Origin of the sequence: Nocardia sp. NBC_01730, from assembly GCF_035920445.1 — a bacterium.
Classification (GTDB): Bacteria; Actinomycetota; Actinomycetes; order Mycobacteriales; family Mycobacteriaceae; genus Nocardia.
Genome location: NZ_CP109162.1, coordinates 8652186 through 8676891 on the forward strand (window position 1 = coordinate 8652186; position 24706 = coordinate 8676891).

Here is a 24706-nt window from a genome sequence, read left to right on the forward strand (position 1 = left end):
GGTGACCGGGGACGCAACACGGCTCGCCTAGCGTGTTGCCATGCCACCGAGACGACGTTCGGCGCTGCTCGCGAGGTTGGTCGTCGACGAACCAGGCCGCCCGCAGGTGATCCTCGGCGAACTACGCCGGGTGATCCTGGACGGCGCGGTACCGCCCCGCACCGTCATCCCGCTGCGCGAGGTGGCGGAGCTGTTCGGAGTGAGTCATATTCCGGTGCGCGAGGCGCTCAAGACGCTGATCGGGGAGGGCCTGGTCACGCACGAGCCACACAGCGGGTACACGGTGGCCCAGCTGACCGCCACCGAACTGCGCGAGATGTACATCGTGCGCGAGACCCTGGAGACGGCGTCACTCGCCGCAGCGGCGATGAACCACTCGGCCGCCGACCGTGCCGAGCTGCTGGAGGTGAACGCGCGCCTCGAACAGGCCATCCGCGACGATGACCCGGTCGCCTACCATCGCCAGTCCCGGGTCTTCCACGTCGCGCTGACCAGGCCGTCGCGGATGTTCCGACTGCTGCACATGCTCGAATCGGCATGGAACGTCACCGAGCCGGTGCAGTCGATGGTGCACATCGGGCCGGCCGCCCGGGAGCGCTTGCACACCGACCACACATTGATGCTCGACGCGTTCCTCGCCAGGGACGTCGATCGCCTGCTGCTCATCGCCGAAGGGCATCACCGCAGGTTGGAGACGGTGATCGCGACGCTGCCCACCGACACGGGGCTGCTGGCGCCGGAAGATATATCTGCGGCGCAATAGCCGGGAAATGACCGCGCAACGGGCGGGCAATAGCCGGTTTCTACCGTCGTCTCGCTCACAGTTCCACCCTTCGGATCGGAAACGCCAATGACCGAAACCATCGCCCCGGTGGCGCCGCGTGCCGTGCCGGCTGTCACCGCACCACCTGCCGAGTACGCTCCGCGGCTCACCAACAAGGACCTGGCGCCGCTGCACACGCAGAGCTGGGGCTCCTACAACATCTTCGCGTTCTGGATGTCGGACGTGCACAGCGTCGGCGGGTACGTCACCGCGGGCAGCCTGTTCGCGCTCGGCCTCGCCAGCTGGCAGGTGCTCGCGGCGCTGCTGATCGGCATCACCGTGGTCTACTTCTTCTGCAACCTGGTCGCGAAGCCGAGTCAGGTCACCGGCGTGCCGTATCCGGTCATCTGCCGTAGCGCGTTCGGCGTGCTCGGCGCCAATATCCCGGCCATCATCCGCGGCTTGATCGCGGTGGCCTGGTACGGGATCCAGACGTTTCTCGCCTCGGCGGCGCTGGACGTGGTTCTGGTGAAGCTCTTTCCATCGCTCGCGCCTTACGCTGTGGCCGACGACTACGGTTTCCTCGGCCTTTCGCTGCTCGGCTGGGGCAGCTACCTGACGCTGTGGGTAGTGCAGGCCTGCGTGTTCTGGCGGGGTATGGAGTCCATCCGCAGGTTCATCGACTTCTGCGGGCCCGCGGTGTACGTGGTGATGTTCCTGCTGTGCGGCTACCTGATGGCGAAAGCCGGCTGGGGCGCCATTGATCTGAACCTCGGCGCGGTGAAGTACACCGGATGGGATTCGGTGCCGGTGATGCTCGGCGCTATCGCGCTCGTCGTGTCCTACTTCTCCGGCCCGATGCTGAACTTCGGCGACTTCTCCCGCTACGGAAAATCCTTCGCCGCGGTGCGCCGGGGCAACCTGCTCGGCCTTCCGCTGAACTTCCTGCTGTTCTCGCTGCTTGTGGTGATCACCGCCTCGCTGACGGTCCCGATCTACGGTGAGTTGATCACCGACCCGGTCGCCACGGTGGCACGCATCGACAGCACATTCGCGATCGTGCTCGGCGCGCTGACGTTCACCGTCGCCACCATCGGCATCAACATCGTCGCGAATTTCATCTCCCCGGCCTTCGACTTCTCGCACGTGAGTCCGCAGCGGATCAGCTGGCGCGCGGGCGGCATGATCGCGGCAGTCGGCTCGGTGCTGATCACGCCGTGGAACCTGTACAACAACCCGGAGGTCATCCACTACACCCTGGAGGTGCTCGGTGCGTTCATCGGCCCGCTGTTCGGAGTGCTCATCGCCGACTACTACCTGGTGCGCAAACAGCGCGTGGTAGTCGCCGACCTGTTCACCCTGTCGCCGACCGGAAGCTACTGGTACCGCAAGGGATACAACCCTGCCGCGGTCATCGCGACGGCGATCGGTGCGCTGGTCGCCGTGATCCCGGTGCTGGCCAAGGATGTCACCGGCATGTACACCGCGGCGCAGTACAGCTGGTTCATCGGCTGCGGTGTCGGGTTCGTCGCCTACTACGCGTTGGCCACCCGGACACGGTTGGCGGTGCAGGGAACTCCGGCCTGATGCGCATCCGCGTGATCAACCCGAATACCACCCGGTCGATGACCGACACGATCGAGGAGTGCGCCAGGGCCGTCGCGGGCCCTGGCACCCTCCTCGATGCGGTGACCTCGGAGATGGGACCCGCTTCGATCGAGAGTCACTACGACGAAGCGCTCAGCGTCCCCGGCCTTCTCGCCGCGATCCGGCGCGGGGAGGCCGAAGGGGTCGACGGCTACGTGCTTGCCTGTTTCGGTGATCCGGGCCTCGATGCCGCCCGCGAAGTGGCCGGGGGACCGGTGATCGGCATCGCCGAGGCGGCCATGCACACGGCAAGTCATCTCGGTCGCGGATTCAGCGTGGTCACCACGTTGGGGCGGACCGTCGGCCGGGCCGCCGATCTGGTGGAACGCTATGGGATGCAACGGTTCTGCCGCGGAATCCACGCGTGTGAGATCCCGGTGCTCGCGCTGGACAGCGGCCCGGACGCCCGCAAGATCGTCACCGAGGTGTGCCGGGAGGCGGTGGAGGCGGATGGGGCCGACGCCGTCGTCCTGGGGTGCGCGGGCATGGCCGAACTGTGCGCGTACCTGGGCGCCGAGGTGGGCGTGCCGGTGGTCGACGGCGTGGCGGCCGCGACGCTGACCGTGCAATCGCTGATCACGCTCGGTCTACGGAAGTCGGGGAGGGGAGAGTTCGCCACGCCGCCAGGCAAGCCGTACACCGGCCCGCTGCGGTCGTTCGGTTCCTGAGCGAGATCAGGCAGCCACGGCGGAGACGAGCTTGCGTAGCTCGGCGTCCGGGTCGGCGACGTCGACAACGAGCCGTGTGACCTCCGCATTCGCCAGGTCGACCCGGATCGCGCGACCGTCGAAGCGGGTGTCCCAGAACTCTTTGCGGCCCTTGCCGCGGAACGTGCCCGCCGCGATCACGCCGGGGAAGAACGTGCCGGGTGCGCGCACCCACGGCGGGCGGCGGTCCACCCCGGCCCTGCCGAGTGCAATGACGTCGGACAGATCGAAGGTCAGCTGGTCGCGCAGCGCGAGTAGCTGATGCGCACCGACCACGTGGACCGTCACTGTCGTTCCCGTGACCTCGAACTCGACCATCGGGCACCTCACTTCATCGAGAACTCGTACACCGTCAAGGATGCGGAACGGTCCTGGTCAAAGCCTGTGCCGTTCCTATGAGTTCTCTCAGTTTCGGAACATTTCGTTACTCCGATATGCGCATTGACACATCGATCACCTCGCCACCGGAATGCGGACGGGCGTCGGGAAGGTCAGTGCAGCGGCGTTCCGGTGCCCCGAGCGGGGTCGGCGATGTCGAGGACCCCCGCCAGCCACGGGGTGTAGGCGTCCGGGTCGCCGGCCAGGGCGTCGCGCAGCGCGTCCGGCTGGACCCACGCGTAGTCGGCGACCTCGGCCGGGTCGGGCCGCGGTGCGCCGGTGCCCAGCTGTCCGACCAGCACGTGGTCCCATTCGAACTCGACGCGCCCGGTGCGCGGGTCCTCGGCGTGGTAGCGGTAGATCCCCACCTCGGTGAGCGTGGCGGTCAGACCCATCTCCTCGGCAAGCCGCAGCGACGCCGCGGTGGCGACCAGCTCACCAGGTGCGGGATGGCCGCAGCAGGTGTTGGCCCATAGCGAAGGGAACCGGGTCTTCACCGCCGCACGCTGCTGCAACAGCACCCGGCCCGTCGCGTCGAACAGCAGCACGGAGAACGCGCGGTGCAGCTGTCCCGGCGCGCGATGGGCTTCGGCGACCGAGCACGCGCCGATGGCGAGCCCCGCCTCGTCGACGAGCTCGACCGGCCGGGCTTCCCGGTCGGTTGTCGGCTGCTCGATGGTGTCGGTCACCAGCCCACCATATCGCCGGCGAGCAGCAGATACTGGGCGCTGCCCTCCTGGTAAAGCGGTCAGGAATCGCCTCTCGGCACTCGTCGCCGGCTCGGACTTCGTGACGGCTCCCGGTAGGGGAGCGCGGCCGACCCATGTTTCCGTATGTCTTGGGCGGCTGACCATGGGCTACCTGGCATGGATCGGGTCACAGCGGACACATAATGGACATGCGGTGTGGCAAGCTCGTCTGAACACACCGGGATGTGTGATATGGGTCACTTTCTAGGGTAGGGCCAGGAGCGATCGTGAAGATCAGTGCGAAGGATGTGGTGGGGTCCGTACAGCGGTTGATGTCGACTGCTCAGAACGGCCTCGAGGTCATCCGCTTCGGCGGCCTGACCAATGACGTGGAGTCGTCCCCGTTCGAGGTCGTGGAGCGCAGACGCATGTACCGGTTGCGCCACTACTTCCCCGACGACACCACCCCCGGCCGTCCCGTCGCCCTGCTCGTTCCTCCGCTCATGGTCAACGCCGACATCTGGGATGTGAATGCCGACGACGGCGCCGTCGGTATCCTGTATCACGGCGGAATCGACTGCTGGGTGGTCGATTTCGGCTCGCCCGCGAGCGAGGAGGGTGGCTGGGAACGCGACCTCGCCGACCATGTGCTCGCGGTCAGCAGCGCCATCGACACCGTCACCGAGGCCACCGGCAGCGGCGTACATCTGATGGGGTACTCGCAGGGCGGCATGTTCGCCTATCAGACCACCGCCTACCGGTACGGCAAGGGGGTGGACAGCATCGTGACCTTCGGCAGCCCGGTCGACATCGTCGCGGGCATGCCGTTCGGGCTGCCCTACGGAATGGTTTCCGACGTCGCCGACTTCCTGGCCGACCACGTGGTCACGCGGCTGCCGATCACCGATTCCATGGTGCGGATCGGCTTCCAGCTGCTCGACCCGATGAAGACGGCCAAGTCCAGGATCGATTTCCTGCGCCAGCTGCACGACCGCGAAGCGCTGTTGCCGAAGGAGCGCCAGCGCCGCTTCCTCAACAGTGATGGTTGGGTCGGTTACGCGGGCCCGGCCGCGGCGGATCTGCTCAAGCAGTTCGTCGCGCACAACCGGTTGATGCTCGGCGGATTCGTGATCCGTGATCAGCCGATCTCGCTGGCCGAACTGAAATGCCCGATCCTCGCGTTCCTCGGCGAGGTCGACGACATCGGCCAACCCGCGGCGGTCCGCGGTATCGTGCGGGCCGCCCCGAATGCGGAGGTGTACGAGGCGACCCTGCCCACCGGGCACTTCGGCCTGGTGGCGGGCAGTATGGCGACCAAGCACACTTGGCCGCTGGTGCGGCAGTGGGTCGACTGGATGAGCCGCGACAAGCCGCTGCCGCCGGAGATCGTCCCGATGGCTGAGCACGTGGCGAACAATCGCCCACGTTCGGCGGCGACCCGTGTCGTGCACACCGCCGCGACCCTCGCCGAGGCGGGCGCAGGGGTGGGGAAGGCACTGGAAGGCATCGCGAGCAACACGGTGCGCGGGTCGATCGAGCTGGCCGGTGAGGCCGCGCGGGCACTACCCAGGCTGGCCCGCCTCGGCATGATCCAGCCGCACACCCGCATCTCGCTCGGGCGCCTGCTCGCCGAGCAGGCGCGCCGCGCGCCGATGAAAGGCCTGTTCTTGTTCGACGACCGGGTGCACACCAACGCTGCGGTCAATGTGCGTATCGACAACGTGGTGCGCGGCCTCATCTCGGTCGGCGTTCGCCCCGCGATGCGGATCGGCGTGGTGATGGAGACCCGGCCCAGTGGGCTCGCCACGGTCGCGGCGCTGTCGCGGCTCGGCGCGGTGGCGGTGCTACTCGCCCCGGGCAGCGAACTGGATCTGGCGATCGAGCTCACCGGTGTCGACACCCTGGTCGCCGACCCGGAGAATCTGCGGCAGGCTGTCGCGACCAGAGCCCGGGTGCTGGTGCTCGGCGGCGGCGACACACGCGAGCTGGCGATCCCCACTGGGGACCAAGTGATCGACCTGGAACAGATCGATCCCGCCCAGGTGCAGTTGCCCGCGTGGTATCGGCCGGATCCCGGCCTCGCGCGGGAGCTGGCGTTCGTGCTCGTCGCCGGCGCCGGCAACCGGCTGGAGGCGAAGTACATCACCAACCATCGTTGGGCGCTGTCGGCGTTCGGCACCGCGACCACCGCCGACCTCGACCACCGAGACACGGTGTACTGCCTTGCGCCGCTGCACCATTCGTCCGGGTTGCTGGTCAGCCTCGGCGGGGCGGTAGCGGGTGGCAGCCGGATCGCGCTAGCCCGTTCGCTCGACCCGGAACGCTTCGCCGAGGAGGTACACCGTTACGGCGTCACCGTGGTGACCTACACCTGGACAATGCTGCGCGACATCCTGGATGCGGGGGTCTTCCCGGCCGGGCATCGGCACCCGATCCGTTTGTTCATCGGCTCCGGCATGCCGCCCGGGTTGTGGCGGCGCACCGTCGAGCAGTTCGAGCCTGCCCGGGTGCTCGAGTTCTACGCCTCGATCGAGGGCGACGTGGTGCTCGCCAACGTGACAGGTGCGAAGCGCGGCTGCAAAGGCAGGCCCGTGCCGGGCACCGCGAAGGTCGAACTCGTCGCCTACGACCCGATCGCCGAGCGGATCCTGGTGGACCGGTCCGGCTTCGCCCGGCGCTGCGCGGACAACGAGGTCGGTCTTCTGATCGGCAAGGCATCCGAGGGCGTCGACCTCTCGGCGGGAGGCCTGCGCGGCGTGTTCGCCCCCGGCGACTCGTGGATGCCGACGGAGAACCTGTTCCGCCGCGACAGCGACGGCGATTACTGGCTGATGGACCGCACGGACACGGTGATCCGCACCCGCCGCGGGCCGGTCTTCGGGCAGCCGATCGTCGATGTGCTCAACGACATCGCCGCCGTCGACATGGAGGTCGCCTATGGCCTCGGCGTCGGCGACCAGTGCATCGCGGTGGGCGCGGTGACCGTGCGCGACAGTTTCCGGCTCGAACCCAAGGACCTCACCGAGGCGCTGCGCGCGCTGGACCCGGACCAGCGTCCTGACCTGGTCTACGTGGTGGACGAGATCCCGCGCAGCGCGTCCTACCGGCCCTCCTCTCGTGCGGTGCAAGAGGCCGGTCGGCTGCGGCCAGGACCCGGCACCTGGTGGTATAACCGGGCGTCGGAGGCCTACGAGGTCCTCACCGAGGACCAGGCGCGCGTCGTACTCGGCGGCTGACGCGTTGCGGCACGCCCCTTTGCCGGGTGGTTCCGTTCACCTGGCCGAACTACAGGATTCCCGGACGGATGGGGCATAGTGAGTGCTTGTGAGAACGAGCCTCATCTATCGCAACGGGACCGTCTACGAGGTGCTGATGCGTGCGTTGTACGGCAGGCATTACACGGCTCGGTATCGCGCGATCGCGGAACTCATCCCGGAGGGGGCGAGCGCGATCGACCTGTGTTGTGGACCCGCGACGCTCTACACCCGCTATTTGTGTCACAAGTCGGTCGCCTATACGGGGCTCGATCTGAACGAGCGTTTCGTCGCGCGTGTGGCCGCGGCGGGCGGGCGCGGCAAGGTGTGGAACCTGCGTTCCGACGACGCACTGCCCCCGGCCGACTACGTGATCATGCAAGCCAGCCTCTACCACTTCCTCCCCGAGCCGCGGTCTGTGATCGATCGGATGCTCGCGGCGGCGACCAAGCAGGTGATCGTCGCTGAGCCGGTCCGCAACCTGGCGACCAGCAACAATCCTGTCCTCGCCACCATCGGCAAGCGGTTCACCGACGCGGGCGACGGCGAGCAGGCGCACCGCTTCACCGAGCAGACACTGGACGAGTTCTTCACGGCGTACGGGCCTCGCGTGGTGCGGCAGTCCCTGATCGCGGGCGGCAGGGAGAAGCTCTACGTGCTCAGGGCGTGATGCCGAGATCCGGGCCCGTCGCCGCGGACGGACCCGTTCGGTCACACGGTGAACGCGGTGACCGCGTCCACGACGCGGTCGATCTGCGCGTCGGTCAGATCGGGCCAGAGCGGCAGGCGCACAACGGTTCCCGAGAAGTCCGCGCTGTGCACGCACGGCAGCGGCGTGCGGCCGAGTTTGAAGCCCGCAGGGCTGGAGTCCAGCGGGACGTAGTGGAACGGCGCCGAGACGCCCCGCGCGGCGAGGTGCGCGATGAGCTGGTCGCGGCGGTGTTCGGTCGGGGTGCGCAAGTAGTAGAGGTGGGCGGTGTGCGCACGGTCCGCGGGTACCGACATGAGACGCACGTCGTTGCGTCGGGCCCAGTCCGGGAGGGCGGCGGCGTACGCATCCCACACTCGGTGCCGTCCGGCCTGGATCGTGTCGAACTCGTCGAGTTGCGCGTCGAGCACGGCCGCATTCAGCTCACTCGGCAGATAACTGGAGCCGATGTCCTGCCAAGAGTATTTATCCACGGCTCCGCGCAGGAATCGGGCCCGGTCGGTGCCCTTCTCCCGGATGATCTCGGCCCGCGCCATCAGGATCTCGTCGGTGAGCAGCAGCGCGCCGCCCTCGCCGCAGTGCACGTTCTTGGTGTCGTGGAAGCTGAGCGTGCCCATCGTGCCGATGGTTCCCAGCGGATGGCCGCGCCAGGTACCGCCGAGCCCGTGCGCGTTGTCCTCCACGACTGCGAAGCCGTGTGCGTTCGCCAGCGCGAGTAATCCCGCCATGTCGGCGGCGACGCCACCGTAATGGATGACCACCACGGCCTTCGTCCGCTCGCTGATCACGGCGGCCACCGACTCCGGATCCAGATTTCCGGTCGCCGGATCGATATCGGCGAATACGCAGGTGGCGCCGCGCAGCGCCATGGAGGTGGCAGTGGAGGTGAACGCGAAGCTCGGCACGATCACTTCGTCGTCGGGCCCCAGTTCCAGCAGCAGGCCCGCCATCTCCAGCGCGGAGGTGCAGGAGGTGGTGAGCAGGGCGTGCGGCGCGCCCGTGATGGCCCTCAGCTTCGCGGTTGCCGAAGCGGTGAACTGCCCGTCGCCGTGGCTGTGGTCGGAGGCAAGCACGGCCTCCAGGTTTGTTAGTTCCCTGCGCGCCCGGAACGGGCGGCTGAAGATGACGCGGTCAGTGCTCAACCCGGTCGGTCCCCTTGCTGGCGGTGGTCGCGGTCAGTTCCCGGGTATCCGCCGGGCGCGGCGTCGGTGTCTCGACGGTGAGATAGAGCGGTTTGCCCACCAGAATGTGCAGGGCGACTCCGAGGTACTCGGCGATGAGTCCGAGCGAGAAGAGCACAGCGCCGGAACACAACAGCAGCACGACGATGGTCGAGGCCCAGCCCTCGGGCGCCCAACCGTCGGTGGTCATGGCCTCGCACACGACGACAGCGGCCATCACGCCGCCGGCGAGAGCCAGCGTGACGCCGAGCAGGCTGACCAGCCGCAGGCCGCGAGTTCCGCTGCACAGCACCATCTTCCAGAAGAGCGAGAACAGCCGGCGATAGTTGTAGCCGGATTCCTCGCGGCCCTCGCTGCGCAGCACGACCGGTGCCTGCGCGACCGCGCCGACCACCCAGGTCAGCGCGACGTCGAGGTAGACGCCGTTGGAGGCGACCTCGGCGAGCTGTCGGCCGATGTCCCCGCGAATCAACCGGTAACTCTCGAACCGGGTGGAATCCGGGAACGCGAACAGCGTCGCGAGCACCACCTTGGCCCCGCGTGAGGTCAGATTGCGCAGGAACCCGTGCGGCCTGGTGTTGGTCGGCTTGGAATACACCAGGTCGGCACGCTGGGTCAGCGCTGTGTCCAGGAAGTCGGCGATGAAGTGTGGGTCGTGCTGACCGTCCTCGTCCATAGTGACGATCCAGTCGCCGCCCGCGGCCGACATCCCGGCGATCGTCGCCGCATCCTGGCCGAAGTTGCGACTGAGCCAGACGGTGCGCACCTCGGCGTAGGTCTGGTGCAGTTCCTGCAGCACCACGTCGGAACGGTCGGGGCCATGGTCGTGCACCAGGATGATCTCGGTGACGGTGAACGTGATGCCACCCGGAGTTTCGGTGGGGCGCGTCAGACCGTGTAGTTCGGCGACCAGTCCGGCGATGGTTTCCTCGCCCCGATACACCGGCACGACCACCGACACCATGTGCGGCCGGTCCATGCCGGGCCGAGCCGGATCACCGTTCGTCGCGGGGGCGCCGGAACGGAGTGTACGGACGGGGGGAATCGGCATCAGCTGGATCGACTTTCGATGACGGTGCGTACCGGCACTCGCTGCAAGACAGCAGGGCCCGAGCCGTTGTGGACTCTAGCACGGTGCGGTTTCGGGTTACCGGAGCAGCTGATCACCCCCTCATCATGGTGGCGTCGGCGACCGATGCCAAGCGAGGAGCTGGCCTGTAGGGTTGGGAACTCGTGACGGACAGTGCAGTGCTCGACTCGCGGCAGGATGGTTATTCGCGGCGAGATATCTATCGGTGGGGGGTCATCACCGCACTCGGAGTGATCGCGGGCTATGTCGCTGTTCTGCTCGCCAACCTTCGGCATTTCTTTACCGACGACACCGAATCCCAGTACACCTCGCTGTGGGTGGGGCTGGGCCGCGCGCTGCGCGAGGGCAACTTCCCGGTGATGGTGCCGGAGCACTGGATGTCGGGCAACAACACGATGGACGACGCGGGCCTGTTCAACCCACCGCAGCTCCTGATCGATCTGATCGCGCCTTCGGTGGACAATGTCGCCCTGTACGCCACCGTCGTGAAGCTGATCTTCTCGATCATCGCCGCGCTCGGCGTGTACCGCATCTGCCTCGCCTACGGTGGGCGGCCGTCGTGGTCGGCGGCGGCGGGCATCGCGCTGCCGATGTCGGGCTTCTTCCTGTTCTTCGACGAAGCCAGCTGGATGACCGCGCTCACCGGCACCGCGTGGATGGTGCACGCGTGGGCCGCATCGGTGCGTTACACGCGCGGTCTCGGCGGGAGCGACGGGCCCGGAGGCGGTAGCTCGCGTAGCCACGTAGGGCCCCGCGGACGCCGCATCGAACACAGCGGGAGCGACGGGCCCGGAGGCGGTAGCTCGCGTAGCCACGTAGGGCACCGCGGACGCCGCTTCGGACACGGCGGCCCGATCCCGGTGTTCGTCTACCTTTATCTGACGATTTCGACGCAGTACATCTTCCCCGCGGTCGAGGCGATTCTGATGCTGCTGGCGGTGGCCGTGGGCGAGTTCGTGTATCAGCGCAAGTGGCAGCCGGTGGTTCGGCTGACCGTCGCGGCGGGCTGTGCCGGGCTCGCGGGTCTGCTGACCTTCCTGCCCTCCATGCTCTCCGCGAAGGTGACCTGGCGCGGCACCTCGCAGATCAACAACGACCAGTTCCTCACGGTGCCGTGGTCGGAGTCGCTGAACGCCAGCCTGCCCAGCTCGCTGCCCGCGTTCAGTTCGTGGTGGGGCTACGTTCAGCCACTTCCGGTCACCTATATCGCCTGGTTCCTGATTCCGGCGCTGGCGTTCATCGACTGGCGCCGCGCACGGGAGTCCTGGCGCGAACTCAGCGCGGTCGCGATATTCGCGATCACGATGCTGATGTGGACCGCGGGCCCAGGGTCGATCGGGCCGCTGCGCTGGCCCGCTCGGGTACTTCCGATGCTGGCTATCGGTCTGCTCGTGCTGGTGTGCGTGTTGGTCGGTCGCTACGGCACGGTGGCCGATCCCAAGCGCCGCGGCACGGCGGCGGGTGTGTTGATCCTGCTGCTGTGGGTGCGTTCGTTCTCCGCCGACCCGCACGACGCGGTCCTGCACGTGGTCGCGGCGCTGGCGCTCGCCGCGTTGGTGGCCGGGGCGGTGTGGCTCGGGCGCACCAGGGGTACCGCAGCGGCCTGCGTACTGGCTATCGTCGCGATGTTCCCGATCGCGTACTTCCAGGTCAGTGCCGCGCAACCCACTCCGATGGCGTGGAATCTGCCCGCACATCGTTCGGAGGCGAAGGCAGCCTTCCCGGATTTCGCGGGCACCACCATCCAGCTGGGTGATCGTGGTCTGTTGCAGCCGCAGGACAAGAGTGTCGAAGGCGCCTATGGATCGCTTGTCTTCGGCAACTACGCCAGGGGAGTCGAACTCGACTACGTCAACGGCTACACCCCTAGCGGGCACTTCTATTTCGGCGAGATGCTCTGCATGCGCTGGGACGGCAGCGTCTGCCCGGACGCCTACCGGCGGATGTTCGCGCCGGAGCCGACCACCGGGCGGCCTCTCGTCGATCTGATGAAACTGGACCGAGTGGTGTTGCAACGGGCGCTGTTCCCGGAGGCACCGAACCAACCCGCCCCCGAGGGCTGGAAATGGGTCGACTATCCCGGTCATGAGCGCTACATCGCGGTGCTGGAACGAGTGGCCGGTCCCATCTCGACGACGAACGGCCGCGTCGCGGACGCCGACGACGTGACCGCGACCTCGATCTCCGAAACCGACACCACCAGCCGGGTGCGGGTGTCCTCGGCCGAAGGCGGTCGTGTCGTGTTCTCGCGGCTCGGCTGGCCTGGGTACCGAGTCACCTTGGATGGCAGATCGATTCCGATCACGACGGTCGCCAAGTCCTTCGTCGCCGTCCAGGTGCCCGCGGGCACCCAGAATGCCGAACTGGTGCTGACCTGGCGTCCGCCGGGCTGGAAGATCGGCATCGCGACCGGAGTAGCGGGCCTGCTCGGCATCGGCATCCTGCAGTGGCTCTACGTGCGGTCACGGCGACGTACGGAGCCGGAGCGGACCGGTGATCAGGTGACAGGCGAGCCGGACCGCGAGCTGGTTGACGTCGTGTCATGAGGGCGAACGCACGCTCCGACGACGCACCAGCCGCCACGAACCCGACGTCGGCCTGCGCGTCCACCGCGGGACCGTTGGTGCGCGTCGTGCGCAGGCAGGAGGTTGCTTTCGCGCTGGTCGGCGTGTGCAACACGGTGCTCGGCATCGCGCTGACCGTGGCGTGGCTGGCGGTGCTGGGTGACGCGTGGCCACCCGCCGTCGCGGTCGTGCTGGCCTACGGTATGGGCATCGTCGTGGCTTTCGTCCTGCACCGGACCCTGGTGTTCCGGGTGCGTGGCCGTTTGGTGCGCGATTTCGCTGGCTTCGTCGTAGTGAATTCCGGTGGGCTGCTGATGAATACGGTGCTGCTGTCGCTGGCTGTCTCGGCGCTGCACCTGCCGCGGATTCCGTCGGCGGTCGTGGTGATGGGCTTGGTCGCGGTCGCCAGTTTCTTCGGCCATCGGTACATCTCGTTCCGCCGACCGGAGGTCCGATCCCCAGGTGCGGTCGGATAGGTTTCCCCGGTCATCACCGATGTCGCGGAGCCCACGACGACAACGCATTACGTCATCGGACGGTGTCACGGCACTGGCTTGCCCGGATAACACCGGCTTGCCTGTAGGGTCTGTGACTCGTGGTGGAAAGTAGAACCGTTGCTTCGCGAGACGTCTACATATGGGGCATCATTACCGCGCTCGGGGTGGTCGCGGGGTATGTTGCGGTTCTATTCGCCAACATTCGGCATTTCTACACCGATGACACGGAATCGCAGTACGCGCCGCTGTGGGTGATGCTCGGCAGACAACTGCGCGCAGGACAGTTCCCCGCACTGGTTCCCGAGCATTGGATGGCGGGAAACTACACCATCGAAGAGGCGGGTCTGCTCAATCCACCGCAGCTGCTGATCGATCTGATCGCGCCCTCGGTCGGTAACCTCGCGCTGTATGCCACCGTGGTCAAGCTGATCTTCGCCATCATCCTCGGACTCGGCGTCTATCGGATCTGCCTGGCTTACGGTGCGAAGGCGCCATGGGCTGCGGTGGCCGGTAGCGCCATCCCGTTCACCGGATGGCTGCTGTTCTTCGACGAAGCCAGCTGGATGACCGCGTTCACCGGCACAGCCTGGCTGGTGCACGCGTGGGCCTCCGGCGTGCGGTACGCGCGTGGACCCGGCGGGAGCGACGGGCCCGGAGGCGGCAGCTTGCGTAACCACGTAGGGTTCCGCGGACGCCGCATCGAACCCGGCGGGAGCGACGGGCCCGGAGGCGGCAGCTTGCGTAACCACGTAGGGTTCCGCGGACGCCGCATCGAACACAGCGGGCCGATTCCGACGTTCGTCTTCCTCTACCTGGCTATCTCGGTGCAGTACATCTTCCCGGCGGTCGAGGCCGGTCTGATGATCGGCGCCGTCGCGGTCGGTGAACTTGTCTACCAGAAGAAGTGGCGGCCGCCGCTGCGCCTGCTCACGGTGGCGGTCTGTGCCGCGCTGACCGGTCTGATGACCTACCTGCCGAGCATGCTGTCGGCGAAGGTGACCTGGCGGGGCACGGCACAGATCAACAACGATCAGTTCCTCACCGTGCCGTGGTCGGAGTCGCTCAACGCGAGCCTGCCCAGTACGCTGCCCGCGTTCAACTCCTGGTGGGGCTACGTGCAGCCGATGCCGGTGGTCTACATCGCCTGGTTCCTGATTCCGGCGCTGGCCTTCGTCGACTGGCGTAAGGCGCTCGATTCGGCGCGTGAGCTCACCGCACCCGCGCTGTTCACGGTGATGGCGCTGATGTGGACCGCGGGCCCCGGCACCATCGGCCCCCTGCGCTGGCCCGTTCGGGTGCTGCCGATGGTGGCGCTTGGCCTGCTGGTTCTGGTGTGCGTGCTGCTCGGTCGGTTTGCGACTTTCGACGGTTGGCGGCGGCGCGGGGTCGCTGCCGCGGTGCTCATCGGTCTGCTGTGGGCGCGATCGTTCTCGGCGGCTCCGCGCGAGGTGGTGTGGCACGTTGTCGCGGCATCGGCGGTGGCGGCGCTCGGGGCCGCGGTGGTGTGGATCGGGCGCAGGCGTGGCACGGTCGCGGCCTGTGCGCTGGTGATGGTTTCGACATTCCCGATCGCGTTCCTACAGGTGTGGGCCGCCCAGCCGACGCCGATGGGCTGGAACCTGCCGGAGAACCGGTCGGAGATGAAGGCAGCATTCCCCGATTTCCCTGGCACCACGCTGCAACTCGGCGACCGGATGCTCATCGGGCCGGATGAGCGGAGGCTGGACGGTGCATACGGGTCGCTGGTGTTCGGCAACTACGCCAAGGACCTCGAGCTGACTTACGTCAGCGGGTACACGCCGAATGGGCACTATTGGTTCGGCGAAATGCTGTGCATGCGCTGGGACACCAGCGTCTGCCCCGACGCCTACCGTCGGGCCTTCGCGACCGAGCCGACCACCGGCGAGACCATCGTCGACCTGATGAAGGTCGACCGTGTCGTACTGCAGCGCGCCCTGTACCCGGACGCACGCGACCAGCCCGCGCCGCCCGGCTGGAAGTGGGTCGACTACCCGGGGCACGAGAAGTACATCGCGGTGCTGGAACGCGAAGGCGGCCTGATCTCGACCCAGAACGGCCGGATCGCCGCCGTGCAGGGTGGAACCGCCACCTCGGTCGCGGAATCGGATACGACGAGCCGGGTGCGGGTGAGTTCGAACGATGGCGGACGGGTCGTGTTCGCGCGGCTCGGCTGGCCGGGCTACCACGTGACTCTCGACGGCCGCGACATTCCCTTCGCGGAGGTCGCGAAAACCTTTGTCGCCGTGGATATTCCGGCGGGCACGACGTCCGGTGACCTGGTGCTGACGTGGCAGCCGCCCGGCTGGCGGATCGGCGGATCGGCGGCGCTGCTCGGGCTGCTCGGCGTCGGCGTGCTGGAGTGGGCGTATCTGCGCGGCAGGCGACGCGAACCGACCGAGGAGCCGACGCCGCAGGACACCGGTACCCCGGATCCCACCGAACCCGATCTGGCGGACGCCGTCCGATGAGCGCGGTGGACCCGGTCGGCGCGCGCAGAGTGGACGCGCGGCGCCCGGATGCCACGGGAGCGACGGCGCGGATCGTTGTCCCTGCGTTGGATTCGTCGTACTCGGCAGATGCGGAGCCCGACCGTGCCGACCTGACCGGGCCGGCTGCCGCCGACCCTGGGCCGCTCTTGCGAGTGGTGCGACGGCAGGAGATCGCCTTCGCCATGGTGGGTGTGGTGAACACCGCCCTCGGCATGGCGCTGACGGTGATGTGGCTGGCGGTGCTCGGCGACCGGGTACCCGCCGCCGTCGCGCCCCCTGCGGCCTACAGCATCAGCGTGGTCGTCGCGTTCGTCCTGCACCGCACCTTGGTGTTCCGGGTGCGCGGGCACTTGGCGCGTGACTTCGGCGCTTTCGTCGCCGTGAATTCCGGTGGGCTGCTACTGAACATGGTGCTGCTCCAGCTGGCCGTGTCGGTCCTGCACCTGCCGCGCATTGCGTCGGCGGTCGTGGTGATGGCGCTGGTCGCGGTCGCGAGCTTCTTCGGGCACCGGTACATCTCGTTTCGCCGCGCGCCCGCGGCCGACGCGGACGGTTCCCGGCTGGACGTGCACGGGAGGTAGGTTCACCATATGCCTGAGCACACCACTTTGGACGCCACACTGCTGAGCCTGCTGGCTTGCCCGCAGGACAAGGGCCCGCTACATCTGGTCCGTGCCGCCGACGGCAGCACATTGCTCTACAACCCGCGCCTGCGCCGGGCATACCCCGTCGAGAACGGAATCCCGGTGCTGCTCATCGACGAAGCAAGAGACGTGACCGACGCCGAACACGAGGCATTCACCGCCGAGCAGTCCGACACCTGATCCCTGCTCGAGCCATCTCCTGGTCGATCGCGGCCTGCCGCTACCGGCCCATCCACCCTTGTTTCGCCGTGACTCGCCTGTCGCGATTGTGGGCGAAGACGGCGCTCGGCAACGGATCCGTCACGTTCGAGTGCGGCCATTGACCGGGCGAAGCGGGGTCCGCCATGATCATTTACACCTCGAGAAGGTCCGGACCCTCCAGTGCAGGGGGGTCCGACCAGCCTGGTGAGCGAGGCAGGCGGTGGAAGGGTAGAGAGGTCAGGAGCGTAATGAGCAGCTTGCGTTTACGTAACTGGACAGCCCGATGTGCGATCGTCTTCGGTGTCGCGTCAGTGGGATTCGCCATGGCGGTGCCCGCGCAGGCCGAACCACTCTGGCCGGGCGGCCCGGACATTCCCGGTATCCCTGCGCTGATTCCGCCCCCACCGCCCACGGCGCCCTGTTCCACGGCCGCCCGGGCCTGTATGCGGCTGTCGACCGACGACGCTTGGCTGATGGACGAGGGCCGGGTGGTCTACGGTCCGACCCCGATTTCCCACGGGATGCCGGGATACGAGACGCCGCCCGGCGTCTTCCGCGTTTCGTTCAAGCGTGAGTTCCACTGGAGTACGATGCACAACGCTCCGATGCCGTATGCGGTCTTCTTCAACGGCGACATCGCTTTCCATGTGGGACCGATCGAGAAGAAGTCGCACGGTTGCGTCCGGATGCTCCACGAGGGTGCCAAGGCGTTCTACGAGTATCTGAATCCGGGTGACATTGTCGAAGTCGTGGAGTGACCGGTCCGCTGCGACTGTGCCGACCCGACCGCACGGTAATCACAACGGTTTCTGCCCGATGTCGCCGGTGAGATAGCGCTGGAGCGTGGGCCCCACCGCCGCGACCAGATCGGAGGCAGGCATGGATGCCATCGGCTCGACGCCGATGATCTTGCGGGCCACCAGGACGCCGATCATCTGCGACCCCACCAGCGCGACCCGGGCGCGACCGTCGTCGTCCGCGGTGGCGATGCGCTGCCTGACTCGTTCCAACACGACTTCGAGGATGAATGTCCTCGCCAGCGCCGGGTCGTCGTTGCCTGCCAGGATGCTCCGCACCACCGCGATGATCCCGGGACCCGCAGGGGAGTCCCATACGGCGACTACCGCCCGAATCATGTTCTCGCCCAACTGGTCCACCGGCACCGAGTCGATGATCCGCAGCGTGGCGTCCGGGTCGACCGGTAGTTCCACGACCGCGGCGAAGAGCCCCTGTTTGGTGCCGAAGTAGTGATGTACCAGGGCCGGATCGACACCGGCATCGGTGGCGATCGCGCGGACCGAGGTCTTGTCGAAACCGGCGTCGGAGAAGCGAGTACGGGCGGCCGCGAGGATCGCCGCGCGGGCGCCCGACTGTCCCGGTCTGCGACCGCTGCGGGTAGGACGGTCGGCGCCGTCGGATCCTTTGCCTGTCGTCACGCCGTCCGCCGTCGTAGCGTCGCTGCGCCGAGGCAGAGGGCGACGATGGTGAACCCGACGACAATGGCCAGGTCGCGCCACATCTCGCTGGTCGCCTCCGGGTGCGTGGAAACCTGTTGTAGCGCATCGACCGCATAGCTCAACGGCATCACGTTGCTGATCGCCTCCAGCCAATCGGGCAGTTGGCCGCGCGGAACGAGCAAGCCGCACAGGAAGATCTGCGGCGCCACTACGACCGGCATGAACTGTACGGCCTGGAATTCGGTGCGCGCGAACGCACTTGCCAGCAGACCGAGGGCGACGCCGCACACCGCGTCGACCACCGCGATCAGCACGACCCAGCCGGGGCTGCCCGCCGAGTCGAGCCCCAGCAGTCCGAACGAGACCAGACAGGCGACGGCCGCCTGCGCGGCCGCGGCCAGCGAGAAGGCGGTGCCGTACCCGGCGAGCAGATCGAGCTTCGACAACGGCGTGGACAGCAGCCGCTCCAGCGTGCCCGAGGTGCGTTCGCGCTGCATGGCTATCGCGGTGATCAGGAACATCACGATGAACGGCAGGATGCCGAGCATCGTGATGCCGACCCGGTCGAAGAGTGGGACCGGGTTCAGGGGGTTGGTCGGGGTGTCCTTGTAGATGAAGTACAGCAGCGACATCAGCAGTGCGGGGACCACCAGGATCATGGCGACGGTGCGATGATCGTTGCGCAACTGCCGCAGGATACGGCTGGTGGTCGCGGCGTAGGGTCGCAGCGTCGGTATGCGCCGCGTCGCGGGTTCGAGGGTGGCGGTCATGCGTTCTGTCCCATCGTGATCAGGGTGAGGAAGGCGGTCTCCAGGTTCTGTTCGCCGGTCTCCGCGCGGAGCTCGTTGGGGCTGAGCTGGGCGAGCAGGTGCCCGTCGCGCATCAGCAGCAGTCGGTCGCAGTGTTCGGCCTCGTCCATGACGTGGCTGGAAACCAGCAATGTCGTTCCGCCCGCGGCCAATTCGCGGAACTGCTTCCAGAGGTCCACGCGCAGAACGGGATCCAGGCCGACCGTCGGTTCGTCCAGGATCAGCAGCTCGGGCTGGGCGACCAGGGCGCAGGCAAGCGAGGCTCTGGTCTGCTGGCCGCCGGAGAGCTCGTCGCCGCGCTGGTGGGCGTGCGTGTTCAGGCCGACCGCCACCATGGCGTCGTCTACGGCGTCGCGGTCGCGGCCGTAAAGCGCGCCGAAGTACGCGACGTTCTCGCGGACGCTGATGTCGGAGTAGATGCTCGGCGCCTGGGTCACATAGCCGATCCGGTGGCGTAATCCCGCCGAGCCCGCCGGGCGGCCGAGCGCGGAGATATCGCCCGATTCGACGATCTGGGTGCCGACGATGCTGCGCATCAGTGTGGTCTTGCCGCACCCGGACGGCCCGAGTAGTCCGGTGATCGAGCCGCGCGGGATGGTCAGCGACACGTCGTGCAGGACTTCGCGGCCGCCGCGGGAGACCCGCAGGTTCCGGATGTCGACGGCCGGGGATGGCATCGGTTGCGACATGGTCGCCTCAATTCATCGAGTGTTGAATTCACTGTATGATGAATTTAGCGCGGGTGCGACGAACTGGCAAGCGTCGTCGCGTGTCGTCCCAAGGTCAATGGCCGTGGTGGCTGGGCGGCGTCCCCGCCCTCACGCCGGGCTCGACGACCACGAACTGGCCCATCATTCCCTGGTCCTCGTGCCATAGCAGATGGCAGTGATACATGTACGGCGAGTTCGGATCGGCCGGGCCGTCGAATCGCATGGCCAGCCGCACGGTGCCGTCGGGTGGCAGGAAGACGGTGTCCTTCGGGCCGGTCAGCGCGGCGGGCGGTGCGTCGCCGTCCACCGCGAGCACCCGGAACTGGACGTCGTGGATATGGAAGTTGTGCGGCATGCCGTCGTTGTTGTGCACCACCCAGGTCTCCGCGGTGCCACGGGTGACGGTGAAGTCGATGCGGTCCATCGCCATCGGCGTGCCGTTGATGCCGGCGAGATTCACCTCGAAACGCCGTTCCCGCACCGAATCGGTGCCGTCCGGCGCGACCGGGCTCACCAGCGTTTCGGGTAGGTCCGGTGACGGCCGTAGCGTGTCGGCCGCGCGCAGCTCGAGGATGTCGAATGTGTCGTCGCCTCCGGAGAATCGCTGTGTCCAGAAGCTGAGTCCGGCGTCGAGTTCACTGCTGCGCAACACCGTTCGCTCGCCGGGCCGCACCTGCACCACGATCTCGGCCCGCTCGCCGGGGGAGAGCCGCAGCCGATCGAGTGCGATCGGATGCTCCATCAGGCCGCCGTCGGTGGCGACGAGCGAGAACGGGCGCGCGTCGGAGAATCCGAAGGTGTAGGTCCGCGCGGTCGAGGCGTTGAGCAGGCGCAGGCGGACGAGTTCGTCGCCGATGCTCCGGTACGGCGTCAGCGTCCCGTTGACCATCGTCCGATCGCCGAGGAATCCGACGTCCCGGAAGATCGCGTGGGAGGAATCGAACGCCGCGCCGTCGAATTTCACATCCTGGACGATCACCGGCAGGTCGTCCACGCCGTAGGTGTCAGGCAGGGCGAGGGATGCGGACACGTCATCGTCGAGCAGGAACATACCGGCCAGTCCCCGCCGGACGTGCGTTTCGGTCGCGCCGTGCGGATGTGGGTGGTACCAGAGCGTCGCTGCGGGTTGATCCACGGTCCAGTTCGGCGTCCAGATGGCGCCGGGCTGCACCATCTGGTGCGGACCCCCATCCAGTGCGGCGGGCAGGTGCATACCGTGCCAGTGCACGGTGGACGCCTCCGACAGGTTGTTGCGCACGGCGACCGCTACCTTCTCTCCGCGCCGGGCCCGTAGTGTCGGCCCGAGATGGTCGCCGTTGAATCCCCATGTCTGTGTTGCCTGGCCGGGCCGGAATTCCTTTCGCCCCGAGCGCATGTCGAGTTCGAAAGTGCGGGTCCCGTCGGCTTCCGTTCGTGATGGCGCCAACGGAGGGATGGCGAGTTCGTTGACGAATCGCGTGCTGCCGACGGTGGACACGGTCGCCTCGACATACACCCAGGTGACGCCGGCGCCGATCATCAGCACCAGCAACGTCACGAACGCGACGAGGACGACAAGCAACCGCCGCCACTTGCGCGGCCGGGAATTCGACGACATGGCATGACGGTAGAAATCGGCGGTGCCACAACACATCCGGGAGCGCCCCCATTTCTTCCCCGGTTCGCCCCCGATGTCCGCCTCGTGCGAGTCAGGGTTACCTCGGCATCGACACCTTCGGGTGGTGCCGTACCGGCGCGGATGACAGATCACGGTGTGACCCCGCGTTCCAGGCTCCTGCCGTGACCAATCAGAGCTGCGGAGCTCTCCGCCGCAGGCGGGCAGGTGCGGGCCCTGACGCTGGAACTGTTCTTCGACCTCGTCTTCGTCTTCACCATCACCCAGCTCATGCACGTTTTGACTCGACATGGTGACGCTGTGCGAGGGCCGGCGCAGCGCGCATATCCGATTGTGGTGACAGAGCTGCCGGAGCCGACCTGCGTCAGCCACGGCGTGTCTTCGAGTGGCTGCCGATCATCCGTCCCAGCCGTCGAGGACAATAGCGGCTGTGTCTGCCGAAGAACTCGCCGTCGAACCGCCCGCCGCTGCCAGGCGTCTGCTCGGGGCAACCTTGTGGTCGGGAGCGGTGGGGGTACGGATCATCGAGGTCGAGGCATACGGGGGAGATCCTGCGGGACCGTGGCCGGACCCGGCCTCGCATTCGGGGCGTGGGCGCACCGAGCGCAACGGGGTCATGTTCGGGCCTGCCGGTGTGCTGTATGTGTACCTCAGCTACGGGATGCACACCTGCGTGAACGTGACGAGCGGACCGAACGGGACAGCCAGTGCCGTGCTGATCCGCTCCGGTGAGGTGATCGCCGGACGGGAGACGGTCCAGGCGCGGCGTCCGGGGGCGCGTTCTGATCTCGACTTGGCACGTGGCCCGGGCAATCTCGGCAGTGCGTTGGGAATCGTGTTGAGCGACTACGGAACCCCGCTGTTCGACCCGTCCTCCTCGATCCGGTTGGAGTTGAACCGGCCGGTCGAGTTCACCGAGATCGCCAGCGGTCCCCGGGTGGGTGTCAGCACCGCGGCCGATGTGCCGTGGCGGTTCTGGCTCACCGGTTCCCGCGCGGTGTCGGTTTATCGACGCAGTCCCCGTGCCACTGCCGGCCACGGAGTCGGCATGACCAGCGGTCGAAGAATGTCGGGCGACGCGCGATGAGTTCTCGCGAGCACCCCCGTCCTATCAGGTGAACGCGCCACTGCCTGGCGCGACCGACCCGAAGGAAACGCTATGACCGCCGTCGCCGCCGTCGCTCCCACCGCCGATCGCTCGGGCAAGGTGCTCAATCGAACCCTGTGGACCCTGCAGATCGTGCTCTGCCTGTTCTTCATCATCGCCTCGGGCCTGCCGAAGGTGTTCGGCCAGGCCGACGCCGTACGGATCTTCAACGAAATCGGACTCGGCGACTGGTTCCGCTACCTCACCGGCATCGTCGAGATCGCAGGCGGCATCGGTCTGCTGGTGCCCCGGCTGAGCGGGCTTGCCGCGGCGGGCCTTTCGGTCACCATGGTGCTGGCTGCCGCCACCCAAGCGTTCATCATGGGTGCACCAGGCCTGGCGCCGTTCCCGCTTGTGCTCGCGGTGCTGTTCGCCTGGCTGGCCTACCGGCGGCGCGACGGCATCGTCGTGCTGCGGGAGATGTTGTCCCGCTGAGGACTTCGGAAACCAGGGACGATCGGCGGACTTCGGCCCGCCGATCGTCGTGCCGCGTAGCGGAGATCGTGCACGCGGTAACGGTTGCGGGCATCGTCCTCTCTACCTGGTAGAGCGGCGCTCGAGGCTGGTGCATTCACCGGGTGTCCGATAACGACGGTTGTCGACATTCCTATCCGCGTTTCGCGACGGTCCGAACGCGTGAGAACCGCCGCTCGACTGCGCGTCGTCGCACAATCAGACCCAGGCGCACACAGGGACACAGACCTCGTGCGGAAAGATGGGACAGCGTGAGCGGCGACATCATCGATGAACTGACCTGGCGCGGATTGATCGCGCAGTCCACCGACCTGGATGCCCTGCGCGCGGCGGCGACCGCCGGGCCGCTGACCCTCTATGCCGGCTTCGATCCCACCGCCGCCAGCCTGCACGCGGGTCATCTGGTGCCCCTGCTCGCGCTGAAGCGATTCCAGCGCGCGGGCCATCGCCCGATCGTGCTAGCCGGCGGCGCTACCGGGCTCATCGGCGATCCGCGCGACATCGGCGAGCGGACCATGAACTCGACCGACACCGTGGCGAGCTGGGCTGAGCGGATCCGCTCTCAACTGGAGCGCTTCGTCGATCTGGACGATTCGCCGACCGGCGCCGTCATCGTCGACAACATGGACTGGACCGGCCCGCTGTCGGTCGTCGACTTCCTGCGCGACATCGGCAAGCATTTCTCGGTGAACGTCATGCTTGCCCGCGACACCATCAAGCGGCGCCTCGACGGCGAGGGCATCTCCTACACCGAGTTCAGCTACATGCTCCTGCAGGCGAACGACTACCTGCAGCTGCGCCGCAAGCACGGCTGCACGCTGCAGGTCGGCGGCTCCGACCAGTGGGGCAACATCATCGCGGGCGTCGAGCTCAACCGCCGCGTCGACGGCGCGCACGTGCACGCCCTGACCGTCCCGCTGGTGACCTCCGCCGACGGCAAGAAGTTCGGCAAGTCCACCGGCGGTGGCAGCCTGTGGCTCGACCCGGAGATGACCAGCCCCTATGCGTGGTACCAGTACTTCGTCAACACCGCCGATGCCGATGTACTGCGCTACCTGCGCTGGTTCACCTTCCTTTCCCGCGAGGAGTTGGACGAGCTGGAGCAGGCGACCGCCGAGCGTCCGCACGCCAGAGAAGCGCAGCACACGCTCGCGGCCGAAATGACGACGCTGGTGCACGGCGAGGCGAACACCCGCGCGGTGCGGTTGGCCAGCCGTGCGTTGTTCGGCCGTGGCGAGCTGCGCGACCTCGACGAGCCGACGCTGGGGGCCGCGCTGCGCGAGGCCGCGGTCGACGGCGAAATCGCGCAGGTCGAGGCGGGCGAGCCGAACACCGTAGTGGACCTGCTCGTCGCGACAGGTCTCTGCGAGAGCCGCGGCGCCGCCCGGCGTGCCGTGAACGAAGGCGGAGCCTCGGTGAACAACGTCAGAATCTCCGACATCGAATGGACGCCCGCCGACACCGACTACCTGCACGGTCGGTGGCTGGTGCTGCGCCGCGGCAAGAAGAACCTCGCAGGAGTTCTGAAGGCGGGCGCATGAAGATCGCGGTGGCTTGAATCACATTATTGTGATTCAAGCCTTTCCTTGCCCCGTTGGCAAGTCTCTGACCTGCGAAAACACGGGCTTGTTCAGGCGATTTGACGTAGCGTTTTCCGGCG

At 67.4% G+C, this 24706-nt stretch carries 22 protein-coding genes; 14 read left to right on the plus strand and 8 right to left on the minus strand.

The annotated features are described in order from the left end of the window. Window positions 1–40 precede the first annotated feature (40 nt). From OHB12_RS35865 to OHB12_RS35875, 3 genes are all read left to right on the plus strand, one after another. The gene (locus OHB12_RS35865) at window positions 41–763 is read left to right on the plus strand and encodes a GntR family transcriptional regulator (protein WP_327114904.1); all 723 of its coding nucleotides are present in this window, start codon (window positions 41–43) and stop codon (window positions 761–763) included. Window positions 764–850: 87 nt separating this feature from the next. Next, entirely contained in the window at window positions 851–2350 is a 1500-nt protein-coding gene (locus OHB12_RS35870; protein ID WP_327114905.1) for an NCS1 family nucleobase:cation symporter-1, read from the plus strand. Then, window positions 2350–3078 (plus strand): aspartate/glutamate racemase family protein, encoded by a 729-nt coding sequence (locus OHB12_RS35875; RefSeq protein WP_327114907.1) that lies wholly within the window; start codon window positions 2350–2352, stop codon window positions 3076–3078. The genes OHB12_RS35870 and OHB12_RS35875 overlap by 1 nt, the downstream gene beginning before the upstream one ends. 6 nt (window positions 3079–3084) lie before the next feature. On the opposite strand, the gene OHB12_RS35880 is transcribed toward OHB12_RS35875, so the two are convergent. Together OHB12_RS35880 and idi are read right to left on the minus strand one after the other, a co-directional pair. Next, window positions 3085–3435 (minus strand): hypothetical protein, encoded by a 351-nt coding sequence (locus tag OHB12_RS35880; RefSeq protein ID WP_327114909.1) that lies wholly within the window; start codon window positions 3433–3435, stop codon window positions 3085–3087. 173 nt (window positions 3436–3608) lie between these two features. Continuing rightward, a complete protein-coding gene (idi, locus tag OHB12_RS35885) occupies window positions 3609–4184 on the minus strand; it encodes an isopentenyl-diphosphate Delta-isomerase (RefSeq protein ID WP_327114911.1) in 576 nt (191 codons plus the stop codon). Between the two features lie 287 nt (window positions 4185–4471). Here idi and OHB12_RS35890 point away from each other — a divergent pair, with 287 nt between their 5' ends. Both OHB12_RS35890 and OHB12_RS35895 read left to right on the plus strand, forming a co-directional pair. Further along, complete coding sequence (locus OHB12_RS35890) at window positions 4472–7420, plus strand: acyl-CoA synthetase (protein WP_327114913.1); 2949 nt, start codon at window positions 4472–4474, stop codon at window positions 7418–7420. A gap of 88 nt (window positions 7421–7508) precedes the next feature. After that, window positions 7509–8108: a class I SAM-dependent methyltransferase gene (locus tag OHB12_RS35895; RefSeq protein WP_327114915.1), complete on the plus strand. Its 600-nt coding sequence runs from the start codon at window positions 7509–7511 to the stop codon at window positions 8106–8108. 41 nt (window positions 8109–8149) lie between these two features. Here the strand turns inward: OHB12_RS35895 and rffA are convergent, their stop codons facing one another. Then, a complete protein-coding gene (gene rffA / locus OHB12_RS35900) occupies window positions 8150–9289 on the minus strand; it encodes a dTDP-4-amino-4,6-dideoxygalactose transaminase (RefSeq protein ID WP_327114917.1) in 1140 nt (379 codons plus the stop codon). Further along, on the minus strand, window positions 9279–10379 hold the full coding sequence (locus OHB12_RS35905) for a glycosyltransferase (protein ID WP_442799919.1): 1101 nt from the start codon (window positions 10377–10379) through the stop codon (window positions 9279–9281). Before OHB12_RS35905 ends, rffA begins: the two co-directional genes overlap by 11 nt. Window positions 10380–10648: 269 nt before the next feature. On the opposite strand from OHB12_RS35905, the gene OHB12_RS35910 reads away from it, so the two are divergent. From OHB12_RS35910 to OHB12_RS35935, 6 genes are all read left to right on the plus strand, one after another. Then, window positions 10649–12964: a hypothetical protein gene (locus OHB12_RS35910; RefSeq protein ID WP_442800170.1), complete on the plus strand. Its 2316-nt coding sequence runs from the start codon at window positions 10649–10651 to the stop codon at window positions 12962–12964. Continuing rightward, on the plus strand, window positions 12961–13458 hold the full coding sequence (locus tag OHB12_RS35915; RefSeq protein ID WP_327114919.1) for a GtrA family protein: 498 nt from the start codon (window positions 12961–12963) through the stop codon (window positions 13456–13458). Before OHB12_RS35910 ends, OHB12_RS35915 begins: the two co-directional genes overlap by 4 nt. Before the next feature lie 122 nt (window positions 13459–13580). Then, the gene (locus OHB12_RS35920) at window positions 13581–15968 is read left to right on the plus strand and encodes a hypothetical protein (protein WP_327121795.1); all 2388 of its coding nucleotides are present in this window, start codon (window positions 13581–13583) and stop codon (window positions 15966–15968) included. After that, on the plus strand, window positions 15965–16570 hold the full coding sequence (locus tag OHB12_RS35925; protein WP_327114921.1) for a GtrA family protein: 606 nt from the start codon (window positions 15965–15967) through the stop codon (window positions 16568–16570). Before OHB12_RS35920 ends, OHB12_RS35925 begins: the two co-directional genes overlap by 4 nt. A 9-nt stretch (window positions 16571–16579) precedes the next feature. Then, complete coding sequence (locus tag OHB12_RS35930; protein ID WP_327114923.1) at window positions 16580–16813, plus strand: Trm112 family protein; 234 nt, start codon at window positions 16580–16582, stop codon at window positions 16811–16813. A gap of 269 nt (window positions 16814–17082) precedes the next feature. Then, on the plus strand, window positions 17083–17592 hold the full coding sequence (locus OHB12_RS35935) for a L,D-transpeptidase (RefSeq protein WP_327114925.1): 510 nt from the start codon (window positions 17083–17085) through the stop codon (window positions 17590–17592). Window positions 17593–17631: 39 nt separating this feature from the next. Here OHB12_RS35935 and OHB12_RS35940 read toward each other — a convergent pair whose 3' ends face one another. The 4 genes from OHB12_RS35940 to OHB12_RS35955 all read right to left on the minus strand — a co-directional run bounded on the left by OHB12_RS35940 (window position 17632) and on the right by OHB12_RS35955 (window position 21407). Further along, window positions 17632–18270 carry a TetR/AcrR family transcriptional regulator gene (locus tag OHB12_RS35940; protein ID WP_327114927.1) on the minus strand — a complete coding sequence of 213 codons (639 nt, stop codon included), beginning with the start codon at window positions 18268–18270 and terminating at the stop codon, window positions 17632–17634. After that, the gene (locus OHB12_RS35945) at window positions 18267–19061 is read right to left on the minus strand and encodes an ABC transporter permease (protein WP_327114929.1); all 795 of its coding nucleotides are present in this window, start codon (window positions 19059–19061) and stop codon (window positions 18267–18269) included. The genes OHB12_RS35940 and OHB12_RS35945 overlap by 4 nt, the downstream gene beginning before the upstream one ends. Beyond that, complete coding sequence (locus OHB12_RS35950; RefSeq protein ID WP_327114930.1) at window positions 19058–19789, minus strand: ABC transporter ATP-binding protein; 732 nt, start codon at window positions 19787–19789, stop codon at window positions 19058–19060. Before OHB12_RS35950 ends, OHB12_RS35945 begins: the two co-directional genes overlap by 4 nt. 94 nt (window positions 19790–19883) lie before the next feature. Then, window positions 19884–21407 (minus strand): multicopper oxidase family protein, encoded by a 1524-nt coding sequence (locus tag OHB12_RS35955; RefSeq protein ID WP_327114931.1) that lies wholly within the window; start codon window positions 21405–21407, stop codon window positions 19884–19886. A gap of 448 nt (window positions 21408–21855) precedes the next feature. Here OHB12_RS35955 and OHB12_RS35960 point away from each other — a divergent pair, with 448 nt between their 5' ends. The 3 genes from OHB12_RS35960 to tyrS all read left to right on the plus strand — a co-directional run bounded on the left by OHB12_RS35960 (window position 21856) and on the right by tyrS (window position 24587). After that, window positions 21856–22512 carry a DNA-3-methyladenine glycosylase gene (locus tag OHB12_RS35960; protein WP_442799920.1) on the plus strand — a complete coding sequence of 219 codons (657 nt, stop codon included), beginning with the start codon at window positions 21856–21858 and terminating at the stop codon, window positions 22510–22512. 72 nt (window positions 22513–22584) lie between these two features. Beyond that, entirely contained in the window at window positions 22585–23007 is a 423-nt protein-coding gene (locus OHB12_RS35965; RefSeq protein WP_327114933.1) for a DoxX family protein, read from the plus strand. 290 nt (window positions 23008–23297) lie between these two features. Next, on the plus strand, window positions 23298–24587 hold the full coding sequence (tyrS, locus tag OHB12_RS35970; protein ID WP_327114935.1) for a tyrosine--tRNA ligase: 1290 nt from the start codon (window positions 23298–23300) through the stop codon (window positions 24585–24587). Window positions 24588–24706 lie beyond the last annotated feature (119 nt).

Bases quoted from the DNA above. Each gene is read 5' to 3' on its own strand.
- OHB12_RS35935 (WP_327114925.1), top strand. From the start codon at position 17,083: ATGAGCAGCTTGCGTTTACGTAACTGGACAGCCCGATGTGCGATCGTC.
- OHB12_RS35945 (WP_327114929.1), bottom strand. From the start codon at position 19,061: ATGACCGCCACCCTCGAACCCGCGACGCGGCGCATACCGACGCTGCGA.
- OHB12_RS35870 (WP_327114905.1), top strand. From the start codon at position 851: ATGACCGAAACCATCGCCCCGGTGGCGCCGCGTGCCGTGCCGGCTGTC.
- OHB12_RS35880 (WP_327114909.1), bottom strand. From the start codon at position 3,435: ATGGTCGAGTTCGAGGTCACGGGAACGACAGTGACGGTCCACGTGGTC.
- OHB12_RS35875 (WP_327114907.1), top strand. From the start codon at position 2,350: ATGCGCATCCGCGTGATCAACCCGAATACCACCCGGTCGATGACCGAC.
- OHB12_RS35915 (WP_327114919.1), top strand. From the start codon at position 12,961: ATGAGGGCGAACGCACGCTCCGACGACGCACCAGCCGCCACGAACCCG.
- OHB12_RS35930 (WP_327114923.1), top strand. From the start codon at position 16,580: ATGCCTGAGCACACCACTTTGGACGCCACACTGCTGAGCCTGCTGGCT.
- OHB12_RS35925 (WP_327114921.1), top strand. From the start codon at position 15,965: ATGAGCGCGGTGGACCCGGTCGGCGCGCGCAGAGTGGACGCGCGGCGC.
- OHB12_RS35905 (WP_442799919.1), bottom strand. From the start codon at position 10,379: ATGCCGATTCCCCCCGTCCGTACACTCCGTTCCGGCGCCCCCGCGACG.
- OHB12_RS35965 (WP_327114933.1), top strand. From the start codon at position 22,585: ATGACCGCCGTCGCCGCCGTCGCTCCCACCGCCGATCGCTCGGGCAAG.
- OHB12_RS35865 (WP_327114904.1), top strand. From the start codon at position 41: ATGCCACCGAGACGACGTTCGGCGCTGCTCGCGAGGTTGGTCGTCGAC.
- OHB12_RS35950 (WP_327114930.1), bottom strand. From the start codon at position 19,789: ATGTCGCAACCGATGCCATCCCCGGCCGTCGACATCCGGAACCTGCGG.
- OHB12_RS35955 (WP_327114931.1), bottom strand. From the start codon at position 21,407: ATGTCGTCGAATTCCCGGCCGCGCAAGTGGCGGCGGTTGCTTGTCGTC.